Source organism: Blastococcus sp. SYSU D00868, from assembly GCF_054050575.1.
Genome location: NZ_JBJGZO010000047.1, coordinates 1 through 23,832 on the forward strand (window position 1 = coordinate 1; position 23,832 = coordinate 23,832).

22 protein-coding genes and 1 pseudogene are annotated in these 23,832 nt (G+C 75.6%); 14 read left to right on the forward strand and 9 right to left on the reverse strand.

Going from position 1 to position 23,832, the window contains the following annotated elements:
* Positions 1–291 precede the first annotated feature (291 nt).
* Positions 292–1,512, reverse strand: coding sequence for an acetyl-CoA C-acetyltransferase (locus ACI79F_RS23505; protein WP_456545634.1), 1,221 nt, complete (start codon positions 1,510–1,512; stop codon positions 292–294).
* 90 nt (positions 1,513–1,602) lie between these two features.
* The gene (locus ACI79F_RS23510) at positions 1,603–2,625 is read right to left on the reverse strand and encodes an SGNH/GDSL hydrolase family protein (RefSeq protein ID WP_456545635.1); all 1,023 of its coding nucleotides are present in this window, start codon (positions 2,623–2,625) and stop codon (positions 1,603–1,605) included.
* A 67-nt stretch (positions 2,626–2,692) separates the two neighbouring features.
* Between ACI79F_RS23510 and ACI79F_RS23515 the strand changes: the two genes are divergently transcribed.
* Positions 2,693–4,054: a DUF2252 domain-containing protein gene (locus ACI79F_RS23515; protein WP_456545636.1), complete on the forward strand. Its 1,362-nt coding sequence runs from the start codon at positions 2,693–2,695 to the stop codon at positions 4,052–4,054.
* A gap of 48 nt (positions 4,055–4,102) precedes the next feature.
* On the opposite strand, the gene ACI79F_RS23520 is transcribed toward ACI79F_RS23515, so the two are convergent.
* Complete coding sequence (locus ACI79F_RS23520) at positions 4,103–6,088, reverse strand: VWA domain-containing protein (RefSeq protein ID WP_456545637.1); 1,986 nt, start codon at positions 6,086–6,088, stop codon at positions 4,103–4,105.
* A 1-nt stretch (position 6,089) separates the two neighbouring features.
* A complete protein-coding gene (locus tag ACI79F_RS23525) occupies positions 6,090–7,556 on the reverse strand; it encodes a sigma 54-interacting transcriptional regulator (protein ID WP_456545638.1) in 1,467 nt (488 codons plus the stop codon).
* Positions 7,557–7,647: 91 nt separating this feature from the next.
* On the opposite strand from ACI79F_RS23525, the gene ilvA reads away from it, so the two are divergent.
* The 4 genes and pseudogenes from ilvA (at position 7,648) to ACI79F_RS23545 (ending at position 12,878) form a co-directional block, all read left to right on the forward strand.
* A complete protein-coding gene (gene ilvA, locus ACI79F_RS23530) occupies positions 7,648–8,868 on the forward strand; it encodes a threonine ammonia-lyase (RefSeq protein WP_456545639.1) in 1,221 nt (406 codons plus the stop codon).
* Positions 8,869–8,978: 110 nt separating this feature from the next.
* Positions 8,979–9,995 (forward strand): ATP-binding cassette domain-containing protein, encoded by a 1,017-nt coding sequence (locus ACI79F_RS23535; protein ID WP_456545640.1) that lies wholly within the window; start codon positions 8,979–8,981, stop codon positions 9,993–9,995.
* Positions 9,992–10,798 (forward strand): ABC transporter permease, encoded by an 807-nt coding sequence (locus ACI79F_RS23540; protein WP_456545641.1) that lies wholly within the window; start codon positions 9,992–9,994, stop codon positions 10,796–10,798. The genes ACI79F_RS23535 and ACI79F_RS23540 overlap by 4 nt, the downstream gene beginning before the upstream one ends.
* Positions 10,799–10,949: 151 nt before the next feature.
* Positions 10,950–12,878: pseudogene (locus ACI79F_RS23545) on the forward strand (M3 family metallopeptidase).
* 169 nt (positions 12,879–13,047) lie between these two features.
* Here ACI79F_RS23545 and ACI79F_RS23550 read toward each other — a convergent pair.
* Positions 13,048–13,368, reverse strand: coding sequence for an RNHCP domain-containing protein (locus tag ACI79F_RS23550; RefSeq protein ID WP_456545642.1), 321 nt, complete (start codon positions 13,366–13,368; stop codon positions 13,048–13,050).
* 5 nt (positions 13,369–13,373) lie between these two features.
* Complete coding sequence (greA, locus tag ACI79F_RS23555) at positions 13,374–13,874, reverse strand: transcription elongation factor GreA (RefSeq protein WP_456545643.1); 501 nt, start codon at positions 13,872–13,874, stop codon at positions 13,374–13,376.
* 207 nt (positions 13,875–14,081) lie between these two features.
* Here greA and mca point away from each other — a divergent pair, with 207 nt between their 5' ends.
* Together mca and ACI79F_RS23565 are read left to right on the forward strand one after the other, a co-directional pair.
* Positions 14,082–14,969 carry a mycothiol conjugate amidase Mca gene (gene mca / locus ACI79F_RS23560; protein ID WP_456545644.1) on the forward strand — a complete coding sequence of 296 codons (888 nt, stop codon included), beginning with the start codon at positions 14,082–14,084 and terminating at the stop codon, positions 14,967–14,969.
* Positions 14,966–15,283, forward strand: a complete 318-nt coding sequence (locus tag ACI79F_RS23565) for a hypothetical protein (RefSeq protein WP_456545645.1) — start codon at positions 14,966–14,968, stop codon at positions 15,281–15,283. The genes mca and ACI79F_RS23565 overlap by 4 nt, the downstream gene beginning before the upstream one ends.
* A 58-nt stretch (positions 15,284–15,341) precedes the next feature.
* Here ACI79F_RS23565 and ACI79F_RS23570 read toward each other — a convergent pair whose 3' ends face one another.
* Together ACI79F_RS23570 and ACI79F_RS23575 are read right to left on the reverse strand one after the other, a co-directional pair.
* Positions 15,342–15,914: an AMIN-like domain-containing (lipo)protein gene (locus tag ACI79F_RS23570; protein ID WP_456545646.1), complete on the reverse strand. Its 573-nt coding sequence runs from the start codon at positions 15,912–15,914 to the stop codon at positions 15,342–15,344.
* A 159-nt stretch (positions 15,915–16,073) separates the two neighbouring features.
* Entirely contained in the window at positions 16,074–16,655 is a 582-nt protein-coding gene (locus ACI79F_RS23575; RefSeq protein WP_456578955.1) for an AMIN-like domain-containing (lipo)protein, read from the reverse strand.
* Between the two features lie 270 nt (positions 16,656–16,925).
* On the opposite strand from ACI79F_RS23575, the gene ACI79F_RS23580 reads away from it, so the two are divergent.
* The 3 genes from ACI79F_RS23580 (at position 16,926) to ACI79F_RS23590 (ending at position 19,408) form a co-directional block, all read left to right on the forward strand.
* Complete coding sequence (locus tag ACI79F_RS23580) at positions 16,926–17,528, forward strand: hypothetical protein (RefSeq protein ID WP_456545648.1); 603 nt, start codon at positions 16,926–16,928, stop codon at positions 17,526–17,528.
* Positions 17,529–17,548: 20 nt separating this feature from the next.
* Complete coding sequence (locus ACI79F_RS23585; protein ID WP_456545649.1) at positions 17,549–18,076, forward strand: hypothetical protein; 528 nt, start codon at positions 17,549–17,551, stop codon at positions 18,074–18,076.
* 81 nt (positions 18,077–18,157) lie between these two features.
* Positions 18,158–19,408: a geranylgeranyl reductase family protein gene (locus ACI79F_RS23590; RefSeq protein ID WP_456545650.1), complete on the forward strand. Its 1,251-nt coding sequence runs from the start codon at positions 18,158–18,160 to the stop codon at positions 19,406–19,408.
* A gap of 6 nt (positions 19,409–19,414) precedes the next feature.
* Here the strand turns inward: ACI79F_RS23590 and trhA are convergent, their stop codons facing one another.
* The gene (trhA, locus tag ACI79F_RS23595) at positions 19,415–20,230 is read right to left on the reverse strand and encodes a PAQR family membrane homeostasis protein TrhA (RefSeq protein WP_456545651.1); all 816 of its coding nucleotides are present in this window, start codon (positions 20,228–20,230) and stop codon (positions 19,415–19,417) included.
* 133 nt (positions 20,231–20,363) lie between these two features.
* Here trhA and ACI79F_RS23600 point away from each other — a divergent pair, with 133 nt between their 5' ends.
* From ACI79F_RS23600 to ACI79F_RS23615, 4 genes are all read left to right on the forward strand, one after another.
* Positions 20,364–21,143, forward strand: a complete 780-nt coding sequence (locus ACI79F_RS23600) for an isoprenyl transferase (protein WP_456578956.1) — start codon at positions 20,364–20,366, stop codon at positions 21,141–21,143.
* 13 nt (positions 21,144–21,156) lie between these two features.
* Complete coding sequence (locus tag ACI79F_RS23605) at positions 21,157–22,374, forward strand: DUF885 domain-containing protein (protein ID WP_456545653.1); 1,218 nt, start codon at positions 21,157–21,159, stop codon at positions 22,372–22,374.
* 4 nt (positions 22,375–22,378) lie between these two features.
* Complete coding sequence (locus tag ACI79F_RS23610) at positions 22,379–22,693, forward strand: hypothetical protein (RefSeq protein ID WP_456545654.1); 315 nt, start codon at positions 22,379–22,381, stop codon at positions 22,691–22,693.
* A 78-nt stretch (positions 22,694–22,771) separates the two neighbouring features.
* A partial coding sequence (locus tag ACI79F_RS23615) for an ATP-binding cassette domain-containing protein (protein WP_456578957.1) occupies positions 22,772–23,832 on the forward strand: 1,061 nt, incomplete at its 3' end.

Sequence of the window (23,832 nt, forward strand, 5' to 3'; positions counted from 1 at the left end):
CGTCGAGCCCGCGACGACCGGCCATGCCGCGGCGCAGCAGCTCCCGCAGCGCCTCCTTGACGCCGCTGCCGCCCAGGACCGAGTCGCCGATCTCGACGACGGCGTCGCCCAGGTCGTAGGGCGGGGCGAGCGCGTCTCGGCCCCCCCCCCCCGCCCCCCCCCCCCCCCCCCCCCCCCCCCCCCCCCCCCGCCCCCCCCCCCCCCCCCCCCCCCCCCCCCCCCCCCCCCCCCCCCCCCCCCCCGGCCCCCCCGAGGGGGAGCCGGGCCGTCGTCGTCAGGCGGTGCGGAGCCTCAGGAGAGGCGCTCCAGCACCATGGCCATGCCCATGCCGCCGCCGACGCACATGGTCTCCAGGCCGAAGGTGGCGTCGCGCGTCTGCAGGCCGTTGATCAGCGTGCCGGTGATGCGGGCGCCGGTCATGCCGAACGGGTGGCCGACGGCGATCGCGCCGCCGTGCACGTTCAGCTTGTCGATGTCGATGCCGAGGTCCCGGTAGCTCGGGATGACCTGCGCGGCGAAGGCCTCGTTGATCTCGACGAGGTCGATGTCGCCGATGCTCATCCCGGCCCGCTGCAGCGCCAGCTCCGACGCCGCCACCGGGCCGTAGCCCATGATCTCCGGGGACAGGCCGGTGACCGCGGTCGAGACGACGCGGGCCAGCGGGGTCAGTCCCAGGTCGCGGGCCTTGGTGTCGCTCATGACGACCACCGCGGCGGCGCCGTCGTTGAGCGGGCAGGCGTTGCCGGCGGTCACCCGGCCGTCGGGGCGGAAGACCGGCTTGAGGCCGGAGATGCCCTCGAGGGTGGTGCCGGCGCGCGGGCCGTCGTCCTTGCTGACGACGGTGCCGTCCGGCGTGGTCACCGGGGTGATCTCCCGCTCCCAGAAGCCCTCCGCGATCGCCTTCTCGGCCAGGTTCTGGCTGCGGACGGCGAACTCGTCCATCTCCTGCCGGGAGACGTCCTTGAGCAGCGCGAGGTTCTCCGCGGTCTGGCCCATCGCGATGTAGACGTCGGGGAGCTCCCCGTTCTCCCGCGGGTCGGTCCAGCCGTCGACGCCGCCCTCGGCCGACTTGGCCACCCGGGCCTGTGCGTCGGCGAACGCCGGGTTCTCGGTGTCGGGCAGCGAGTCGCTGTTGCCCTTCGCGAAGCGGGACACCATCTCCACGCCGGCGGAGATGAACACGTCGCCCTCGCCGGCCTTGATGGCGTGCATGGCCATCCGGGTGGTCTGCAGCGAGGAGGAGCAGTAGCGGGTGATCGTCGTCCCGGGCAGGTGGTCCATGCCGAGCAGGACGCTGACGACGCGGCCCATGTTGTGGCCCTGCTCGCCACCGGGCAGCCCGCAGCCGAGCATCAGGTCGTCGATGTCGGCCGGGTCCAGCGCCGGCACCTTGTCCAGCGCCGCGCGGACGATGGTGGCGGTGAGGTCGTCGGGCCGGAGGTCCTTCAGCGAGCCCTTGAACGCGCGACCGATGGGGGAGCGCGCGGTGGCGACGATGACGGCTTCGGGCATGGGTCCTCCACGACGAGGGGGCGGTGCGGTCACCGCGAAACTACCCCCGGGTAGCCGGGCGGGCTCCCACGGGCTGGAGGCCGGCGACGGTCAGCCCTCCGCGGGCACCTGCGCGGCGGCCGCGGCCTCCTGCGGGGTGGGCAGCTCGGGGGGACGGCGGCGGCGCAGCCGGGCCCAGGCGCCCAGCGGTCCGGTGTCGGAGCCGCGCACCTGAGTCGGCTGCACGACGGTGCCGGGCCGGTCGGCGGCCCGGGCCGCGGCCCGCTCCACGGGGCGGACGGTGTCGCGGCGCAGCTTGCGCAGCCCGCGGTCGGCGGCGGCCGGCCAGACGCCCAGCGCGTCGGCCAGCGCCGGCAGGATGACGGCCGCGGCGGCGGCGTAGCCCGCGGCGCTCGGGTGGAACTCGTCCACGCCGAACATCGACCGGTCGCGGGCGAAGGTGGGCCCGAGGATCGAGCCCAGCGACACGGTGCGGCCGCCGGCCTCGACGACGCCGACGGTCTGCGCGGCGGCCATCTGCCGGCTCCAGTGCCGGGCGAACTGCCGCAGCGGCTGGGCGATCGGGCGGATCGTGCCCAGGTCCGGGCAGGTGGCGACGACGACCTCGGCGCCGATCGCGCGGAACCGGCGCACCGCGTCGGCCTGGTAGGCCACCGACACCGCCGGCCGGGTGCGGGTGGTGACGTCGTTCGCGCCGATCATGATGAGGACGGCGTCGGGCTTCTCCGCCAGCGCCGGCTCGACCTGCTCGGGCAGCTCCCGCGACTCGGCGCCGGAGACCGCGAAGTTGACCAGGCGCACCGGCCGCTCGGCCAGCTCGGCGAGGGCGGCGGCCAGCAGCACCCCGGGGGTCTCGGCGGCGCGGTGCACGCCGAGGCCGACGCCGGTGGAGTCGCCGAGGACGGCGAGCACCAGCGGCTTGCCCCGGCCGCGACCGTAGACGCCGTTGCCCGACGGGGGCAGCTGCTTGGTGGTGCGGGCCGCGATCGCCCGCCGGGCCAGCTTCGCCTCGCCGCGCAGCAGGAGGAACAGCCCGGCCAGGGTGGCGCCCAGCCCGCCGCCGACGCCGGCGACCCCCGTGGCCACCCGGCGCGCCGTGCCCGTCTCCGTCACCGCGGCCCCCATGCTCCCGTGCTGCAACGACCTGTTCGGCAGGTTAACCGCCGCCTACGGTGCCCCCGTGCCAGATTCCCTCTCCGGGGTCACCCCCGACGGAACCGCGGGTGAACGCTCCCAGCTGATCGTCGACACGCTCGTCGAGGCGTTCGCCGAGCTGATGCGGGCCGACGCCGACGCCTTCCGCACCAAGTTCCGCAAGATGGCGGCCGACCCGTTCGCCTTCTACCGCGGCAGCGCCTGCCTGTTCTACGCCGACATGGCCGGCCTGGACGACCGCTGGTGCGACGAGCGCACCGCGCGGGTCTGGATCCAGGGCGACCTGCACGCCGAGAACTTCGGCACCTACATGGACGCCCAGGGGCGGATCGTCTTCGACGTCAACGACTTCGACGAGGCCTACCTCGGCCACGTCAGCTGGGACCTGCGCCGGTTCGCCGCCAGCTTCGCGCTGCTGGCGTGGCGCAAGGCCCTCGGCGACGACGTCATCGGCGACCTCCTGCGCACCTACCTGGAGGCCTACCTCGACCAGGTCGAGGCGTTCCGGCGCTCCGACGACGACCGCTCCTTCGCCCTCACCCGCGACAACACCGAGGGGGCGGTGCGGGACGCGATCCTGGCGACGACGGCCCGCAGCCGGCTGCAGCTGCTGGACCGGATGACCGTCGTCGAGGGGTTCGAGCGGCGGTTCGCCGACATCGGGCGCAACCGCCGCCTCGACGACGACGAGCGCGGCCGGGTGCTGGAGGCGCTGGAGCGCTACCGGCACACGCTCGTGCCGCCCCCGCGCCGCCGCGACGTCACCTTCGACGTCAAGGACGTGATCGGCACCGGCGGCTTCGGCATCGGCAGCGCCGGGCTGCCGGCCTACAACGTGCTGCTGGAGGGCTACGACCAGGCGCTGGAGAACGACGTCGTCCTGTCGCTCAAGCAGGGCAACGTCGCCGCCCCGAGCCGGATCGTCCGCGACCCGGCGCTGCGCGGGGCGTTCGAGCACGAGGGCCACCGGACGGCGGTGAGCCGCCGCGCGCTGCAGGCCAACGCCTCGCAGTTCCTCGGGTGGGCCGAGATCGACGGCGTCGGCTTCGTCGTCGCCGAGCTCTCCCCGTACGAGGTCGACCTCGAGTGGGACGACCTCACCGAGCCCGAGGAGATGGCCCCGGTGCTGGTCCAGCTCGGCCGCGCGACGGCGAAGATGCACTGCGTCGGGGACGCCGACAGCGACCACACCCTCGTGCCGTTCCAGACCGAGGAGGCGATCGCGGCGATGGTCGGCGACCGCCGCGAGGAGTTCGTCGCCGACCTGGTCGACTTCGCGCACGCCTACGCGCGGCGCACGCAGGAGGACCACCGCTTGTTCGTCGACGCCTTCCGCGCCGGCGCCATCCCGGGGATCACCTCCAGCGGCGCGCACGTCCGCCGGTGAGCGGAGTCGCTGGGGAACGGGAACCGTCCGCCAGCGACTCCGCTCGCGTCACCGCGCGCGCCGGCCGCGCCGCACCCGGAGGTAGTCGGCGACGACGTACTCGCCCAGCCGGTCGCCGTCGGGGGTGAACACCCGGCCGCCGGCGCGGGCGGTGATGTCGTGCACGAAGTGCACCAGCGCCGGCTCCGGGTCCAGCGCGAACACGTTGAGCGTGGCCCCGGAGCGGGCCACCTTCTCCACCTCGGCGACCGTGCGCGCGATCGTCTCGGGCATCGGCGGCCAGCAGAAGAACGGCGTCCCGTCCGGCTCCAGGTGCGCGGTCGGCTCGCCGTCGGTGACCACGAGGACCACCGGCTCGGCGTCGCGGTGCCGGGCGAGGAACCGGCGGGCCAGCATCAGCCCGTGCTGCAGGTTGGTGCCCTGCAGGGTGTCCACGCTGAGCTCGGCCAGCGTCTCCGGCCGGAGCACCTGGGCCACCGAGGAGAAGCCGATGATCTGGATGGCGTCCTGCGGGAACTTCGTCGTCACCAGCGAGTGCAGCGCCATCGCCGTCGACTTGGCCGCGCCCCACGTGCCGCGCAGCGCCATCGAGTAGGACAGGTCGACCAGCAGCGCGACCGCGGCGCCGGTGCGCCGCTCGGTCTCCACGACCTCGAAGTCCTCCACGGCGATGCGCACGGCCCGCTGCTCGTCCCCGCGCGGCTCGCCCGCCGTCCGGAGGACGGCGTTGCGGACGGTGCGGACGACGTCCAGCGGCTGCTCGTCGCCGAACTGCCACTCCCGCGAGGCCCCGGTGAGCTCCCCGGCCGCCCCGGCGTCGGCGACGTCGTGCTCGCCCCGGCCGGTGCTGTCCAGCTTCGCGAAGACCCGGCGCAGCGCCGTGGCCCCCAGCCGCCGGACCGCCTTGGGGGAGAGCTCCAGCTTGCCGTCGGAGCGGTTGAGGTAGCCCTGCCGCTCCAGCTCGCGCTCCAGCTGCCGCAGCGCCGCCAGGTCGTCGACCGCCTCGCGGCCCAGCGCCTGCTCCAGCAGCTCCTCGTCGACGTCGGCCAGCGAGGCGCCCGCGTAGCCCTGGGACAGCTGGTTGGACAGCGCCTCGAGGTCGGCGAGGTCGGCGACGGCGCTGGTGGCGTCGCCCAGCCCGAGGGCCTGTTCCCCGTCGGGCACCTGCCCGCGCTGCCCCCACGGCAGGTCCGGCCGGGCCTGCCGCAGCGCGTCCTGCAGGTGGGCCATCTCGCTGGCCAGGCCCATGTCCTGCATGGTCTGGGCCATCAGGTCCGACAGCTCGGCGCGCTGCTCGGGGGAGAGGCCGGCCATCATCCGCTCCTGCGCCGCGGCCCGGCGGGCGAGGGAGTCGATGAGCTCGTCCACCGACTGCGGGTCGTCGGGGAAGAACTGGCCGTGCTTGTCCATGAACTCGGCGAACTGCTCGTCGGTGTCCTCGCCGCGGTTGTGCGCGTCGACAAGCCGGGAGAGGTCGGCGACCATGTCGCGGACGGCCTGCATGTCCTGCTCGGTCGCGTTCTCCAGCGCCTGCTTCATCGACGCGAAGGAGCTGTCGAGGACCTCGCGGCGCAGCGTGTCCTGGATCTGCTCGTAGGCCTGCCGGGCCTCGTCGCTGCGCCACGGGTAGTCCTTGAGCGCCCGGACGGCGCCCGCGGTGTCCTGCGGGAGGGCGTCCAGCTCGGCCTCGGCCAGCCGGGCGGAGTCGTCCGGGTCGGGGAACAGCTCGCGGCGCTCGGCGTCCAGCGCCTTGTCCAGCAGCTCGCGGACCTCCTGCAGCGTGCCGTCCATCCGGCCGGCCTGGCGCGCCTGGCGCAGCCGGTCGCGGACGTTGCGGCGCAGGTCGTCGAGCCCGCGACGACCGGCCATGCCGCGGCGCAGCAGCTCCCGCAGCGCCTCCTTGACGCCGCTGCCGCCCAGGACCGAGTCGCCGATCTCGTCGACGGCGTCGCCCAGGTCGTAGGGCGGGGCGAGCGGGTCGGGCCCGCCCCGCCAGCGGCCGTACCGGTAACCCTTCCCGGGCCGGCGCACCACGTCAGGCCCCGTACACCGTGCGGGCGCCGTCGGTGTCCTTGGCGAGCCGGCGCGTGAGGTACAGGCCCTCGAGCGCGAACTCGACCGCGGCGGCGGCCTGCTCGGCGGACTGCTCGCCCTCCGGCACCCCCAGGCGGCCCAGCAGCTCGGCCAGCTTCGGGATGGTGCCCAGCTGGCCCAGCAGCGCCGCGGCCGGCACGAGCTCGCCGGACTCGACGGTCTCCCCGCCGGTGAAGTGCTCCTGCAGGCCGGTCAGGTCCAGGCCGGCGCAGCGGGCGCGGAAGGTCTGCGCGGTCGCCTGCCGCAGCAGGTGCTCCAGCACCTCCAGCTCCCGGTCGTCCTCCGGGTCGCTGCCGGCGTCGGCGAACTCGACCTTGCCGCGGCTGGCCGGGACGACGGCCGGCAGGTCCACCACCCGCGCCACCGGGCGGGTCTCCCCGGCGACGGCGGCGCGGCGGACGGCGGAGCCGGCCAGGGTCTCCAGCGCGGCGATGGCGAAGCGGGCGCTGACCCCCGACCGCTGGTCCACCGAGCTGGACTCGCGGACCAGCCGGGTGAACCGGGCGACGATCTCCACCAGGTGCTCGGGCACCACGGGGGTGTCGAGGGTGGGCATGTCGTCGGGCGCGCCGAGGCCGCTGGTGCGGGCCTCCTGGTGCAGCAGCCGGATCTCGTCGGCCAGCTCGATCGGGTAGTGCGTGCGCACCTCGGTGCCGAACCGGTCCTTGAGCGGGGTGATGATCCGGCCGCGGTTGGTGTAGTCCTCGGGGTTGGCGCTGGCGACCAGCAGCAGGTCCAGCGGCAGGCGCACCCGGTAGCCGCGGATCTGGATGTCGCGCTCCTCGAGCACGTTGAGCAGCGCCACCTGGATCCGCTCGGCCAGGTCGGGCAGCTCGTTGACGCTGAAGATCCCGCGGTTGGTGCGCGGCACGAGGCCGTAGTGCACCGTCTCGGGGTCGCCGAGGGTGCGGCCCTCGGCGACCTTGATCGGGTCCACGTCGCCGATGAGGTCGCCGACGCTGGTGTCGGGGGTGGCCAGCTTCTCGCCGAACCGCTCGCTGCGGTGCAGCCAGGTGACCGGGGTGGCGTCGCCGTGCTCGGCGATCTGCCGGTGCGCCCAGACCGAGACCGGGCGCAGCGGGTGCTCGTTCAGCTCGCTGCCGGCCAGCACCGGCGTCCACTCGTCCAGCAGGCCGACCAGCGTGCGGATCAGCCGGGTCTTGCCCTGCCCGCGCTCGCCGAGCAGGACCAGGTCGTGCCCGGCGATCAGGGCACGCTCGACCTCGGGGACGACGGTGTCCTCGAACCCGACGATGCCGGGCAGCGAAGGCTCTCCGGCGGCGAGGCGGGCCAGCAGGTTGGCCCGGATCTCGGCCTTGACCGGCTTGCAGACGGCGCCGCTGGCGCGCAGCTCGCCGAGGGTGGTGGGGGCAGGGGGAGCGGGTGCCGTGGAGGCGGGGTCCGTCACCTCGCCAAAGGTACGACGGGCTGATCAGCTTGTCGTCCCCCTTCGGGCGACCGGGGGCGCCGCCGGATCCGGGGGCGGCGACGATGGGGCCGTGTCCGAGCCCCCCGTCCTCGTGTCCGGCGCCGACGTCGAGGCGGCCGCGGCGTTGCTCGCCGACGTCGTCCGCCGCACGCCGCTGGAGCACTCCCGGGCGCTCGCCGAGCGCGTCGGCGGGCCCGTGTGGCTCAAGAGCGAGAACCTGCAGCGGACCGGGTCGTTCAAGATCCGCGGCGCCTACACCCGGATCGCCCGGCTGACCGAGCAGGAGCGGGCCCGCGGGGTGGTCGCGGCCAGCGCCGGCAACCACGCGCAGGGCGTGGCGCTGGCGGCCCGGCTCCTGGGCGCGCGGGCCACGGTGTTCATGCCGGCGTCCGCGCCGCTGCCCAAGGTGGCCGCGACCCGCGGCCACGGCGCGACGGTCGAACTGGTGGGGACGACGCTCACCGAGGCGCTGGCCGCCGCCTCGGCGCACGCCGCGGCCACCGACGCGGTCTTCATCCACCCCTTCGACCACCCCGACGTCATCGCCGGGCAGGGCACGGTGGGGCTGGAGCTGCTGGAGCAGTGCCCCGGGGTGGCCACGGTCGTCGTCCCGGCCGGGGGCGGCGGCCTGGTCTCGGGCGTGGCCGCCGCGGTGCGCGCCGTGCGGCCCGACGTGCGGCTGGTCGCCGTCCAGGCCGAGGGCGCCGCGGCCTTCCCCGGGTCGCTGGCCGCCGGCCGGCCGGTGCCGCTGGCCGCGACCGCGACGATGGCCGACGGCATCGCGGTCGGCGCCCCGGCCGAGCTGACCCTCGCGCACGTCCGCGAGCAGGTGGACGACGTCGTCACGGTGTCGGAGGAGGACCTCTCCCGCGCGCTGCTGTTCTGCCTGGAGCGGGCCAAGCTCGTCGTCGAGCCGGCCGGGGTCGCCGCGGTGGCCGCCGTCCTCGCCGAGCCCGCCGCCTTCCGGCCGCCGGTCGTGGCCGTGGTGTCCGGCGGCAACGTCGACCCGGTGCTGCTGATGAAGGTCGTGCAGCACGGCATGACCGCCGCCGGTCGCTACCTGTCGCTGCGGGTGCGCGTTCCGGACCGGCCGGGGTCGCTCGTGGCGGTGCTCGGCGCGCTGGCCGCGCGCGGGGCGAACGTGCTGGAGGTGGAGCACGAGCGGACGTCGCAGCGGCTGCACCTGGGCGAGGTCGAGGTCGCCGTCGTCCTAGAGACCCGCGGCCCCGACCACGCCGGCGAGGTCGTCGGCGCGCTGCGCGCCGGCGGGTACGCCGTCGAGGTGACCTGAGGGCCGCCGATGAATCCGGGGGCGGGCCGCGGTCGGAAGGGCATGCAGTTCATCCGCCCGTGGCGAAACGGACTCGGTATGTGTCACCCCTCTCACCTAGCGTGCCGGGCATGAACCCGTCCGCGTCCCCCGCCATCGTCGTCGAGGGGCTGGTCCGGCGCTTCGGCGCCACGACCGCGCTCGCCGGGGTGGACCTCGTCGTCCCCGAGGGCAGCGTCCTCGGGCTGCTCGGCCCCAACGGCGCCGGCAAGACCACGGTGGTCCGCATCCTCACGACGCTGCTGGAGCCCGACGAGGGGCGGGCCGAGGTGGTCGGCCTGGACGTCGTCCGCGACGCCGCCCGCGTCCGCGCGGCGATCGGCCTGACCGGCCAGTACGCGGCGGTCGACGAGTACCTGACCGGCTACGAGAACCTCGAGATGGTCGGCCGGCTGTACCGGCTGGGCCGGCGCGAGGCACGGGCCCGCGCCGCCGAGCTGCTGGAGCGGTTCGACCTGGTGGCCGCGGGGTCCCGGCCGGCGAAGACGTACTCGGGCGGCATGCGCCGCCGGCTCGACATCGCCGCCTCGCTCATCGCGCGGCCGCGGGTGCTGTTCCTCGACGAGCCGACCACGGGACTGGACCCGCGCAGCCGGCTGGGCATGTGGGAGTTCATCGCCGACCTCGCCGACGGCGGGACGACGATCCTGCTCACCACGCAGTACCTGGAGGAGGCCGACCGGCTGGCCGACTCGATGGTCGTCATCGACCGCGGCCGGGTCATCGCCCGCGGCACCGGCGACGAGCTGAAGGCGCAGGTCGGCGGGCAGCGCCTCGAGTTGACCGTCGCCCGCGCCGAGGACCTGGCCGGGGTGCGCGACCGGCTGCGCCCGCTCGCGGCCGGCGAGGCGCAGGTCGACGAGCAGACCCGGCGGGTCAGCGTGCCGGTCAGCGGCGGCACCGACGCCCTGGCCGAGGCGCTGCGCCGGCTGGAGGGCAGCGGGGTCGAGGTGCTGGACATCGGGCTGCGCCGTCCGGACCTCGACGACGTCTTCCTCACCCTCACCGGCCACGGCGCCGAGGAGGACGCCGGGAACGGCGAGCCGGCCGAGCTGGAGCCCGCCACCGCCTCCGGGAGCGCCCGATGAGCAGCCTGTCCGCCGTCGTCTCCGACAGCGTCACCATCACCCGACGCAACCTGATCAAGGTCAAGCGGGTGCCCGACCTGATCGTGTTCGCGACGCTGTCGCCGATCATGTTCGTGCTGCTGTTCCGCTACGTCTTCGGCGGCGCGATCAACGTGCCCGGCGACGTCAGCTACGCGGAGTTCCTGCTGCCGGGGATCTTCGCGCAGACCGTCGTGTTCGGGAGCACCACGACCGGCGCCAGCCTGGCCGAGGACCTGCAGAAGGGGCTCATCGACCGGTTCCGGTCGCTGCCCATGTCGCGGTCGGCCGTGCTCGTCGGCCGCACGGTCGCCGACCTCGGGCTCAACGCCATCTCGATCGCGGTCATGGCGGTGACCGGCCTGGCCGTGGGCTGGCGGATCAACAGCTCGGTGGGGGAGGCGATCGCCGGGTTCCTCGTGCTGCTGGTCTTCGCCTACGCGGTCAGCTGGCTGATGGCGGTGGTCGGGCTGCTGGTCCGCACGCCCGAGGTGGTGAACAACGCCAGCTTCATCGTGATCTTCCCGCTGACGTTCATCGCCAACACGTTCGTGCCGCTGGAGACCTTCCCGTCGGTGCTGCGCACGTTCGCCGAGTGGAACCCGGTGTCGACGGTGGTGCAGGCCGCGCGCGAGCTGTTCGGCAACACCGTGCCCGGCGCGCCGGTCCCCGACGCGTGGTCGCTGCAGAACCCGGTGCTCTACACGCTGCTGTGGACCGTCGGCTTCCTGGCGGTGTTCGTGCCGCTGGCCGTGCGGCTCTACAGCCGGACCGCGAGCCGGTGAGCGCGGCGGGGACCCCACGGCGGAGGATCGGCGGGTGACCGCCGGACCGTCGCCCGCCAACCCGCTGCTCGAGCCCTCGCCGCTGCCGTTCGGCCTGCCGCCGTTCGCCGACGTCACGGTGGAGCACTGCCGGGAGGCGGTGCTGGCCGGCATGGCCGAGCAGCGGGCGGAGGTGGCGGCGATCGCCGGCTCGCCGGAGCCGGCGACGTTCGACGACACGGTCGTGGCGCTGGAGCGGTCGGGCCGGCTGCTGCGCCGGGCCAGCGCCGTGTTCGGGAACCTGTCGTCCTCGGTGTCGACCCCGCGGCTGCGGGAGATCGAGCGGGAGCTGGCCCCGCTGCAGTCGGCCCACTCCGACGCGATCCGGCTGGACCCGGCGCTGTTCGCCCGCATCGACGCGGTGCACGCCGCGCGGGGGACGGCCGGCCTGGACGCCGAGTCGCTGCGGCTGGTCGAGCGCTACCACCTGGACTTCGTGCTGGCCGGCGCGGGCCTCGACGAGGCCGGCCGCGCGCGGCTCACCGCGCTCAACGCGCAGCTGTCGGAGCTGTCCACGACGTTCGCGCAGAACCTGCAGGCGGCCACCGAGGCCACCGCCGTGCGGGTGGACGACGTCGCCCTGCTCGACGGGCTCGGGGAGGCGGAGGTGGCCGCCGCGGCGCGGGCCGCCGCCGACCGCGGCCTCGACGGGTACCTGCTCACCCTCGTGCTGCCGACCGGCCAGCCGGTGCTGGCCAAGCTGCGCGACCGGGGCCTGCGGCGCCGGGTGTTCGAGGCGTCGATCGGCCGGGCGGCGTCCGGCGAGCACGACAACGGCCCGGTCGCGGTGCGGATCGCCCGGCTGCGGGCGGAGCGGGCGCGGCTGCTCGGCTTCGACACCCACGCCGATCTCGTGCTGGCCGACCAGACCGCGGGCAGCGCGGCCGCGGTCGACGCGATGCTCGCCTCGATGGTGGGCCCCTCGGCCGCCAACGCGCGGGCCGAGGCCGACGTCCTCGCCGAGCTGGCGGTGGCGGACGGGGTCGAGCTCGCCGCCTGGGACTAGGCCTTCTACAGCGAGCGGGTGCGCGCGGAGCGCTACGCGGTCGACACCGCGGCGCTGCGGCCGTACTTCGAGCTGGAGCGGGTGCTCACCGACGGCGTCTTCCACGCCGCCGGGCTGCTCTACGGCTACCGCTTCACGCCGCGGCCGGAGCTGGCCGGCTACCACCCCGACGTCCGGGTCTGGGAGGTCACCGACGCCGCCGGTGCCGCCGTCGGGCTGTACCTGGGTGACTGGTTCGCCCGCGAGGGCAAGCGGGGCGGGGCGTGGATGAGCTCGTTCGTCTCGCAGTCGGCGCTGCTGGGCACCGGCCCGGTCGTCGTCAACAACCTCAACGTCAACCGCGCGGCGGACGGCCAGCCGACGCTGCTCACCCTGACCGAGGTCGACACGCTGTTCCACGAGTTCGGGCACGCCCTGCACGCGCTGAGCTCCGCCGTCACCTACCCGCGGTTCGCCGGCACCGCCGTGCCGCGCGACTTCGTCGAGTTCCCCAGCCAGGTCAACGAGATGTGGGCGATGTGGCCGGAGGTCCGCGACCACTACGCCCGGCACGTCGACACCGGCGAGCCGCTGCCGACCGAGGTGGTGGCGGCGCTGGACGCGGCCGCGCTGTGGGGCGAGGGCTTCGGCACGCTCGAGTACCTGGCCGCCACCCTGCTCGACCAGGCCTGGCACCGGATCACCCCGGAGACCGAGGTCGGCGACCCGGCCGAGTTCGAGCGGCGCGCGCTGGAGGCCGCCGGGGTCGCGTCGGACCTGGTGCCGCCGCGGTACCGGACGACCTACTTCCAGCACGTCTTCGCCGGGGGCTACGCGGCCGGCTACTACTCGTACATCTGGTCGGAGGTCCTCGACGCCGACACCGTGGAGTGGTTCCGCGAGAACGGCGGGCTGCGCCGGGAGAACGGCGACGTCTTCCGCACCCGCCTGCTCGCCGTCGGTGGCTCGGTCGACCCGCTGGCCGCCTTCCGCGCGGTCCGCGGCCGGGACGCCGACCCGGCCCCGCTGCTGCGCCGCCGCGGCCTCGCCGCCTAGTCGCGCCGCCGTCCCGCAGGTCCCGCCGTCCTCCAGGCCCGCTCCTGCGGTGTTCCTCGTGCTCCGGCGGTGCGGCAACGCCGCGAACGCGCGAGGAACACCGCACGAGCGGGGATCCGGCAGGTCCGGGAACACCCGCCCCCCGTCGCCGGGGCGGCTCGTCGGGCCCTCAGAGCCAGGGGAGCGACAGCACCAGGTCGAGGTCGTCGGGGGCGTCGCCCTCGCGGACCAGCCGGTTGGGCTGGCGGTGGCCGCACGCCGTGCAGCGGTGCACCACCTGCCAGCCCTTCCCGGACTTCTCCACCAGGCCGATCGGCTCCATCAGCGCCCGGCACCCGCTCGCCCGGTCGCCGGGCAGGTCGTCGACGTGCAGCGACCACAGGCAGTACGGGCAGTGGTTGCGGTAGTGCCCGTCGGTGTTGGCCGGCACCGCGGCCGCGCAGTGCCCGCAGGTGAACCCGGTGTTCTCGGCCCGGCGCGAGCGCGCCACGGCGGTCAGGGGACGAACGGCTCGACGGCGACGACGTCGACGGTGATGTCCCGGCCGTTGGGGGCCTGGTAGGTCACGGTCGCGCCCGGCGCGGCGCCGAGGATGGCCGCACCCAGCGCCGACTCCGGCGAGTAGACGGTCAGGTCCGTGGTGCCGGCGATCTCGCGGGAGCCGAGCAGGAACTTCTCGGTGTCGTCGTCGCCCTGGAAGCGGATGGTGATGACGGTCCCGGTCGCCGCGTGGGTGGCCTCGGTGGGGGCGTCGCCGACGTGCGCCTTGCGGAGCAGGTCGGTGAGCTGCCGGATGCGGCCCTCCTGCTTGCCCTGCTCCTCCTTGGCCGCGTGGTAGCCGCCGTTCTCCTTGAGGTCGCCCTCCTCGCGGCGGGCGTTGATCTCGGCGGCCATGGCCGGGCGGTTCGCCACCAGCTGGTCGAGCTCGGCCTTCAGCCGGTCGTGGGCCTCCTGGGTCAGCCAGATGCCCTGCTCGTTCTCAGTGGGGGTGGTCACGCGGGGGTACTCCTGCAGCTCGGGGGTCGCCGTCCGACCGGACGGCGCTCACGGTGATCCGCCAACTTAACACCGGCGCCGGAGCCGGTGCATGCGTCGACGGGAGTTCCGGAACGTACCCGACCAGGGCGTGACACGGGGCACAGCGCACCCGTCCGGGTGGCCGGTCGGCGGCGGACCGTCCCCGGAGCGGGGGATGATGGCCCGGTGACCGACGCAGACCAGCTCCGGCTGCTCGCCGTGCACGCCCACCCCGACGACGAGTCGAGCAAGGGCGCCGCGACGATGGCCAAGTACGTCGCCGAGGGCGCCCGCGTCCTGGTGGCCACGTGCACCGGCGGCGAGCGCGGCTCGGTGCTCAACCCCGCCCTCGACCGGCCGGAGGTGTGGGAGCGGCTCCCGCAGATCCGCACCGAGGAGATGGACCGCGCCCGCGAGATCCTCGGCGTGGAGCAGGAGTTCCTCGGCTTCGTCGACTCCGGCCTCCCGGAGGGCGACCCGTTGCCGCCGCTGCCCGAGGGCTGCTTCGCCCTCCTGCCGGTGGAGGAGGCGGCGGCTCCGCTGGTCGCGCTCATCCGCCGGTTCCGGCCGCAGGTGATCACCACCTACGACGAGCGGGGCGGCTACCCGCATCCCGACCACATCAAGACGCACGAGATCTCGGTGCACGCCTTCGAGGCCGCCGGCGACCCGGACCGCTACCCGGAGCTCGGCGAGCCCTGGCAGCCGAGCAAGCTCTACTACCACATGAGCTTCACGCTGCCCCGGACGCGGGCCCTGCACGAGGCGGTGCTCGCCTCGGGCGGGGAGTCCCCGTACGCCGAGTGGCTGGAGAACTGGGACCCCGAGCACGACATCTCCCACCGGGTGACCACGCGGGTCCCGTGCGCCGAGTACTTCCCGCAGCGGGACGCCGCGCTGATCGCGCACGCCACGCAGATCGACCCGACCGGCCGCTGGTTCGCCGTCCCGATGGAGCTGCAGCAGCGGGTGTGGCCCACCGAGGACTACGAGCTGGCGCGCTCGCTGGTCGACTCGCCGACGCCGGAGGACGACCTGTTCGCCGGCCTGCGCAGCGAGGTGACGGTCCGATGATCCTGTGGGCGGCCAGCGACCAGCTCCCCGAGGACGTCGGCAAGTCCGGGCCGTTCGGCCTGCTCCTGCTGGTGCTGGGCCTCATCGCCGTCGCCTTCCTGGTCCGGTCGATGACGCGGCACCTCAAGCGGGTGCCGGCGAGCTTCGACCCGCCGCAGGAGGAGCCCGGCGTCGTCGTCCCCGACACCCCCGAGGAGCTGCTCGGCGACCGCCGGGAGCAGACCGGGGACGACCTGCTCGACACCCTGCGCAAGGCGCCCCGCGCGATCGAGCCGCCGCGGGACGAGGACCGGGGCACCGGCTCGGCCGGCTGACCGCGCGCGGCCGCGGCCCGGGCGCCGCCCGCACGCGGACGACGCCCGGGCCCCCGGCTCACCAGCGGTGCGCGACGTCGATCACCAGCCGCGGCGTGTGGTCGGTGTTCGGCGTGCCCGGGAGGACGAACACGCGGAACGGCAGCCGGGCGCGGACGCCGAGCGCCAGCGTGGTCTGCCCCTCGAACGACCCGGCCCAGGCCACCTGCCGGAAGGTGGTGTAGCCGGTGACGTCCACGACCTCGGAGCGGTTCGCCGGCTCGACGGTCGGGTTGCCGGCGGCGTCGTGGGCCGGCGCGCCCACGACGACCTGCAGGTCGGCGGCGCCGCGGACGGGGACCGCCGCGCCGGAGCCGTCCGCGCGGACGACGGGCACGTACTCGACGGTGTAGGTGCCGAAGGTGGCGTCCTGCCCGCCCACGTCGAGGACGAGGCGGTCGAAGCAGGCGTGGCGGCCTGAGCGGACGCCGTTGAGGGACTCGCTGTCGGGGGCGCTGCTCACCTCGGGCAGCGAGCCCCAGGTGATGCCGCAGTAGGGGGCCGCTGCGGCGGGGCCGGCGAGCGCGGTGACGGAGGCGAGCACGGCGCCGAGGACGACGGCGAGTCGCAGCAGTGGGCGGGGACGGGACATGGCGGGCTCCTCCGGGAGCGTTCCTGCGGTGGCCGGCGGACGTCCGCCGGTGGGGTGGTGCGCGGGGTCCGGGCGGGCGTGCGCACCGGGACGGCCGGGAGTGCCGGCCTGACGGCGGTCCGGACGCCGCCGGGTGGCGACGGCGTCCGGACCGCGGACTCACCAGGTGTGCGCGACGTCGACGACGAGCCGGGCGTCGTCGCCCGGGCCGTCCAGGACGTGCACCCGGAACGGCAGCCGGGCGCGGACGCCGAGCCCGACGGTGCTCTGGCCCTCGAACGACTGGCCCCACGCGACCTGCCGGAACGTGCGGTAGCCGGCCACGCTCACGGCCTCCGCGGGGGTGCGCGGGGCGTAGGTGGGGGCGCCCGCGTCGGTGTGGGCGGGGCGGGTGACGACGATCTGCAGGTCGGCCGCACCGCGCAGGGGCACCGCGTCGCCGGTCGCGTCCTCGCGGAACTGCGACACGTACCCGACCGAGTAGCCGACCGCGTCGCCGGCGGCGCCGTCGATGTCGATGACGATCCGGTCGAAGCAGTCGTGCCGGCCGGTGCGGATGTCGTCGACGGTGCCGGCGCCGGCGCCGGCCCCGGACGCCGACTCCCGCAGGGAGCCCCAGGCGGTCGCGCAGCCGGGGGGGGCGGAGGGCGGGGAGGGGAGGGGGGTGTCGGCGCGGTCGGCGCCGCCCGCCAGGGCGGTGGCGAGGCGGCGGGCGGAACGGGAGCGGGAACGCGGGGACATGGCGACCTCCGGTCGGGCTGGCGTGATGCCGGCAGAGTCCGCCGACGCGCCGAGTACCAACAAGGGCCGCAGATGTCCAGGACCGACGAATGATCGGCGTGTCCGTTGGCAACGTGCTGCCCCGGTGAGCGCGCGATCACGGACGGGATCGTCGACATCTGACAGGGCGGCTCGGGCGGCACCGTCCGCTCTCGGCGCAATGCGCCGGCTTCCACACGGGGCCGCCGGGACTTACCGTGTAATCCTGTAATCAGACCTGAGGAGGTCGTCGTGCACGCATCGCGATTCGCGGACGGACCCTTCGGCGGCGGCCGGGGCCCCTGGGGCCGGCGGGGTGCCGGCCGCGCCCGCGGCCAGGAGGCCCCGCCGCCGGTCGAGCGGGGCGAGGTGGCCGGCTGGTTCGCCGGGCGGCTGCCGGACGGCTGGTTCACCGAGCCGGTCGAACTGCTCGTCGACCGCGACGAGATCACCGTCGTCGGCCGGCTCCCCGAGCCCGATCCCGGCGAGGGCGACGCGGCCGCCGCCCGCGCCGGGCGCATCGCGCGGTTCCGCGAGGACACCCGCGAGCAGCGCATGGCGATCGCCGACGCGGCGCAGGAGCGCTACGGCCGGTCGGTCGCGTGGGGCGCGACCTGCGGTGAGGACCGCCAGCTGTTCACCACGCTGTCGGTCCCGGTGATGACGCGGCTGCGCCAGCCCGAGCGGCTGGTGCTCGACACGCTCGTCGACGCCGGTGTGGCCCGGTCCCGGTCGGAGGCCCTCGCCTGGGCGGTGCGCCTCGTGGGCCGCAACGCCGACGCCTGGCTGACCGAGCTGCGCGACGCCATGTCCGCCGTGGAGGAGGTCCGGGCCCGCGGGCCGCGTCCGGACTGACCCTGCGGCAGGCTGGCCGCGTGCCGACCCCGCTGGAGTCGCTGCGCACCGCCTGCACCGGCCTCTCGCGGGTCCTGCTCTCGCTCGGCCGGGGCGAGGGGTGGGCGCCCACCGGGTGCACCGGCTGGGCGGTCGTCGACCTCGGCCACCAGTTGCTGCAGGACGCCCGCCGGGCGCTCGTCGCGCTGGCCGCCCCGGCGGGCGGTCCGGCGGACACCACCGCGGCGGTCCTGGCGGTCCTGGCGGCCGCCGGCGCCGGACGACGAGGACGAGCTCTGGGCGACCCGGGCCGCGGCCAGCCTGCACGGCGGCTTCGGCGCGGTGCAGCGCAGCCACGCCGAGGCCGGGTCCTTTCGCTGCTGTCCACGCTGACCGTCGAGGCCGCCGTCCACCACCTGGACCTCGTCGCCCACCTCGACCGGCCGGGCCCGGCCGCCGGGCCGCTGGCCGAGGTCCGCCGCGTGCTCGAGGGCCTGCTCGGGCAGCCGCTGCCCGGCGGCTGGGACGACGCCACCCGGCCCGCCGCGGCACCGGCCGCGAGCCGCTGACCGACGCCGACCGCAGCGCCCTGGGTGCCGCGGCCGACCGCGTGCCGCTGTTCGGCTGAGCCCGTCGGGGACACTGGGCCGGTGAGCAGCGCCGTCCTCCCGCCGTCGGACACCGACGTGCTCGTCGTCGGAGCCGGGCCCGCGGGCTCGGCGGCGGCCGCGTGGGCCGCCCGCGCCGGTCGCGCCGTGGTGCTGGCCGACGCGGCCGTCTTCCCGCGCGACAAGGCCTGCGGGGACGGGCTGACCCCGCGGGCGATCGCCGAGCTGGACCGGCTGGACCTGGGCGACTGGGCCCGGTCGCGGGCCCGCAACCGCGGGCTGCGGGCGGCCGGCTTCGGCCAGGAGTGGCAGCTGCCCTGGCCCGGCGGCGAGTTCCCCGACCACGGCAGCGCCGTGCCGCGCACCGAGTTGGACGCCCGCATCCGCGACCGCGCCCTCGAGGCCGGCGCGACCCCGCTGGAGGGCGCCCGCGCCGTCGACGTCGCGCGGGACGGGGACCGGGTGACCGGCGTGGTCTTCGAGACCGGCGACGGGCCGGTGACCGTCGGCTGCGCGCGGCTGGTCGTGGCCGACGGCGTCCGCTCCCCGCTGGGCCGCCTGCTGGGCCGGGAGTGGCACCGCGACACGGCCTACGGCGTCGCCGCCCGCGGCTACCTGCCCTCGGGGCGGGCCGACGACGAGTGGATCTCCTCGCATCTGGAGCTGCGCGGGACCGGCGGGGAGCTGCTGTCGGGCTACGGCTGGGTCTTCCCGCTGGGCGCCGACGCCGGCGAGGTCAACATCGGTGTCGGCACGCTGGCCACCGCGCGCCGGCCCGCCGGGATCCAGCTGCGCCCGCTGCTCGACGCCTACGCCGCGGCCCGCCGGGAGGACTGGCAGCTCGACGGCCCGGTGCGCGCGCCGGCCTCGGCGCTGCTGCCGATGGGCGGCGCGGTCTCCGGGGTCGCCGGCCGGAACTGGGCGCTGGTCGGCGACGCCGCCGGCTGCGTGAACCCGCTCAACGGCGAGGGCATCGACTACGGGCTGGAGACCGGCCGGACCGTCGTCGACCTGTTCGACGAGCCGGACTGGACGCACGCGTGGCCGGCGACCCTGCGCCGGCACTACGGCGAGGCGTTCTCCATCGCCCGCCGGCTCGCCGGACTGCTCACGGTGCCCCGCTTCCTGCCCGCCGCCGGCCCGGTCGGCATGCGGTCGCGCGCGCTGATGACGGTCGCCCTGCGGGTGATGGGCAACCTCGTCACCGAGGCCGACCGCGACGTCGTCGCCCGGCTCTGGCGCGCCGCCGGCCGGGGCTCCACCCGCCTGGACGAGCGCCGTCCGTTCAGCTGACCCGGCTCAGGCGAACGGGGAGTTGAACACCGCGAAGTAGACGGCGATGTAGTGGCAGATCGCCGCGACGATCGTCATCGCGTGGAAGACCTCGTGGTAGCCGAACACCCCGGGCCAGGGGTTGGGCTTCTTGATCGCGTAGGCGACGCCGCCGAGGGTGTACAGCACCCCGCCGGTGGCCAGCAGCACCAGCGACGCGACCCCGGCGATGTGCAGGATGTCGGTGAGGATGAAGACGGCCACCCAGCCGAGCCCGATGTAGAGCGGCACGCCGAGCCAGCGCGGGGCGGTCGGCCAGGTCAGCTTCAGCGAGACGCCGGCGATCGCGCCGGCCCACACGATCAGCAGGATCCAGTAGCCCGCCGGCTGGTCGACCGCGAGCAGCGCGAACGGCGTGTAGGTGCCGGCGATGAACAGGAAGATCATCGAGTGGTCGAGCCGCTTCATGATCTTCCAGCCGCGGGGTGACCAGCGCCGGCGGTGGTAGAGCGCGCTGATCCCGAACAGCCCGCAGATGGTCAGGCAGTACAGCGCCACGGAGAACCCGGCGCGGGCGCCCTGCACCGAGGCCAGCGGGATGAGCACGGCCCCGGCCACGATGGCGCCGAAGAACGCGAACAGGTGCAGCCAGCCCCGCATCCGGGGGCGGGTGTCGGGGTGGTCCCAGTCGGCGTCGTCCCCGAAGTCGGCGGCCGTCCAGGCCTGCTCGACCCGCTCGCCCTCCTCGCGGACCGCCGTGAGCGCCTGGCCCAGCGGGGCCTGGATCTCGGCGCCGTCCGCCTCGACGAGGGTCTCGTCCCGCTCTCCGGGCGCAGGGCTCATGGTCCGAGGTTACGGAGGCCGGGGGGTGGCTGCAGCGGCTGGCGGCTGTGAGCTGCCCGGCACCCGGGGCCCCGCCGGCGGGCCCGCGGCGGTGGTGTGCCGCCGCTCAGGGCCGGGGCCTAGGGTGACCGCCGTGGGGGTGCGTCAGTTCGTTCGCGACGTGCTCACCCAGGTCTACGAGCGCCGCCTGGCCCGGGGCCTGGTGGGGGCGGACACCCCCCGGCACGTCGGGGTGATCGTCGACGGCAACCGGCGCTGGGCGCGGTCGATCGGCTTGGAGGACCCCAACGCGGGGCACCGGCGCGGCGCCGACCGGATCGCCTCGCTGCTGGGCTGGTGCGACGAGGCCGGCGTCGAGGTGGTCACCCTCTTCCTGCTGTCCACCGACAACCTCACCCGGCCCGAGCCCGAGCTGCTGCCGCTGCTGCGGATCATCGAGGGCGTCGCCGAGGACCTGTCCGCGCCCGACCGCCGCTGGCAGCTGCGGCCGGTGGGCGCGCTGGAGCTGCTGCCCGCCGAGACCGTCGCCGTCCTCAAGCAGGCGGAGGAGGCGACCCGCGACCGGCCGGGGGCCACGGTCAACCTCGCGGTGGGCTACGGGGGACGGCGGGAGATCGCCGACGCCGTCCGCTCGCTGCTGGCCGACCACGCCACCCGCGGGACGACGCTGGAGGAGCTCGTCGAGATCCTCGACGTCGACCACATCGCCGAGCACCTCTACACCCGCGGGCAGCCCGACCCGGACCTGGTGATCCGCACCAGCGGCGAGCAGCGGCTGTCGGGCTTCCTGCTGTGGCAGACGGCGCACTCGGAGTTCCACTTCACCGACGTCTACTGGCCGGAGTTCCGCCGCGTCGACTTCCTGCGCGCGCTGCGGGCGTACGCGGCCCGGCACCGCCGCTTCGGCGGCTGAGAGGATCGCCCGCATGAGCTCCGCGCAGGTCGACGTCGCCCTGGAGTACGTCCGCCTCGGCCTGCGGTTCGACCGCCTGGAGAGCGGTTTCGTCGACGCCTACACCGGCGATCCGCGGATCCGGGCCCAGGTCGAGGACGAGGCGGCGCCCACCCCGCAGGCGCTGCGGGACCAGGCGCGGGCGCTGCTGCGCGAGCTCGACGTCGCCGGCCTGCCGGCCGACCGCACGGAGTTCCTCCGTGGCCAGCTGACCGGGCTGGAGTGCAGCGCGCGGAAGATGAGCGGCGAGCCGGTCGCCTTCCGCGACGAGGTGCGCAGCTACTTCCAGGTGGACGTCGAGCTCGGCGACCCGGTCGACTACGCCGCCGCGCACGCCGAGCTCGAGGAGCTGCTGCCCGGCGACGGCACCCTCGCCGAGCGCTACGCCCGGCACCGCCGCCGCGAGGAGTGCCCGCCGCACCGGCTGGAGGTCGCCGTCCAGGCGCTGTCCAGCGCGCTGCGCGACCGGGTGCGCGCCGGCTACGGGCTGCCCGAGGCCGAGACGGTGCACTACGAGGTCGTCACCGACAAGCCCTGGTCCGGGTTCAACTACTACGAGGGCGCCTACCGGTCGCGGGTCGCGATCAACGCCGACCTGCCGCACCGGCTGAGCCAGCTGCCGCACCTGGTGGCGCACGAGTCCTACCCGGGGCACCACACCGAGCACTGCCGCAAGGAGCAGGGCCTGGTCGAGCGCGCGGGCCGGGTCGAGCACACGGTGTTCCTCGTCAACACCCCCGAGTGCCTCATGGCCGAGGGGCTGGCCGACCTCGGCGTGCAGGCCTCGGTGGGGGAGGGCTGGGGGCCGTGGGCGGCCGAGGTGCTCGACGACCTCGGGCTGCGGTTCGACGGCGCCCTCGCCGAGCGGATCGCCGCCGCCGCCGCCCCGCTGAACCGGGTCCGCCAGGACGCCGCGATCATGCTGCACGACCGCGGCGCCGACCCCGACGAGGTCGTCGCCCACCTGCAGAAGTGGTCGCTGGTCAGCGACGACCGGGCCCGCCAGCAGCTGCGGTTCCTCACCCACCCGCTGTGGCGGGCCTACATCACCACCTACGTGGAGGGGTTCGAGCTGCTCTCCCGCTGGCTGGACGCGCGCCCGGCCGGGCAGTCCGGCGCCGACCGCTTCCTGCGCCTGCTCGACGAGCCGCTGACCCCGGCCGTCGTCGCCGGCGAGCTGCAGGCCGCCTGACCGCGTGATGCGGCACGGTCCCGCGGAGGCGCGCCTGCTGGGCCTGTGGACGGCGGGCTGCCTGTTCGTGCTGCTGCTGGCCGGCATCCTCTGGGTGGGCGACCTCGCGCTGCAGTGGCCGGTGCTCGCCGTCCCGGTGCTCTGGGCGCTGGTGGCCGCGCGGCCGCGGCGCGGCGCCGTCCGTCCCCTGCCCCCGCCCGACCCGCGCGCGCAGCCCGCCTGGCCCGACCGGCCCGGCGGGGACGACGGCCACCCGACCACCCGCGAGGCGCCGACCCTGCCCCGGGTGCCGCGCGAGCGGGGTCCCCGGGACTGGTGACGTCGGCCGACGGCGCGAAGTGCACCGGGCGGGGCCGGAACCTCCTCCCGGAGGCGGTCGAGGCCCAACACTGTCCGGGTGATCCACGCCCGCGGCCTCGCCCGCACCTTCCGTCGGAAGAAGCAGGAGGTGCACGCCGTGACCGGGGTGGACCTCGACGTGGCGGCCGGCGAGATCGTCGGCTTCCTCGGTCCCAACGGCGCCGGCAAGACGACGACGCTGCGCATGCTCACCACGCTGCTGGCGCCGACCGCCGGGACGGCGACCGTGGCCGGCTGCGACCTGGTCGCCGACCCCGTCGGGGTACGGCGGCGGATCGGCTACGTCTCGCAGAGCGGCTCGACGGCACCGGAGGCGCGGGCCGGGGAGGAGGTCGTCGACCACGCTCGGCTCTACGGGCTGAGCACCGCCGACGCGGTCACCCGCGGCCGGCAGCTCTTCCGCGACCTCGACCTCGAGGGCCTGTGGGAGCGCCAGCCGAAGGCCATGTCGGGCGGGCAGCGGCGGCGGCTGGACATCGCGATGGGGCTGGTCCACGACCCCGGCCTGGTCTTCCTCGACGAGCCCACCACCGGCCTGGACCCGCAGGCGCGGGCCAACCTGTGGCAGCACATCCAGGGCCTGCGGGAGGAGCGGGGGACGACGGTCTTCCTGACCACGCACTACCTCGACGAGGCCGACGCGCTGTGCGACCGGATCCTCGTCATCGACCGGGGCGCGATCGTCGCCGAGGGCACCCCCGACTCGCTGAAGTCCCGGGTCGGCGGCGACGTGCTCACGGTGACCGTCGCGAACCCGGGCCGGACGGCGGAGGTGGCCGGCATGGTCGCGGCGCTGCCGGGGGCCGAGCCGCCGCAGATCGACGGGGACCGCATCGTCGGGCGGGTGCCCTCGGGCGGCGCGGCGCTGGTGCGGCTGGTCCGCGCGCTGGACAGCGCGGGCGTCGACGTCATCGGGGTGGAGACCCGCCGGCCGAGCCTGGACGACGTGTTCCTCGGCCTCACCGGCCGCTCGCTGCGCGAGGAGGGCGCCGGGGGGGGGGGGGGGGGGGGGGGGGGGGGGGGGGGGGGGGGGGGGGGGGGGGGGGCGGGCGGCGGCCGGGGGCCCGGGCCCGGCCCGGGCGGCCGCGGCGGCCCCCC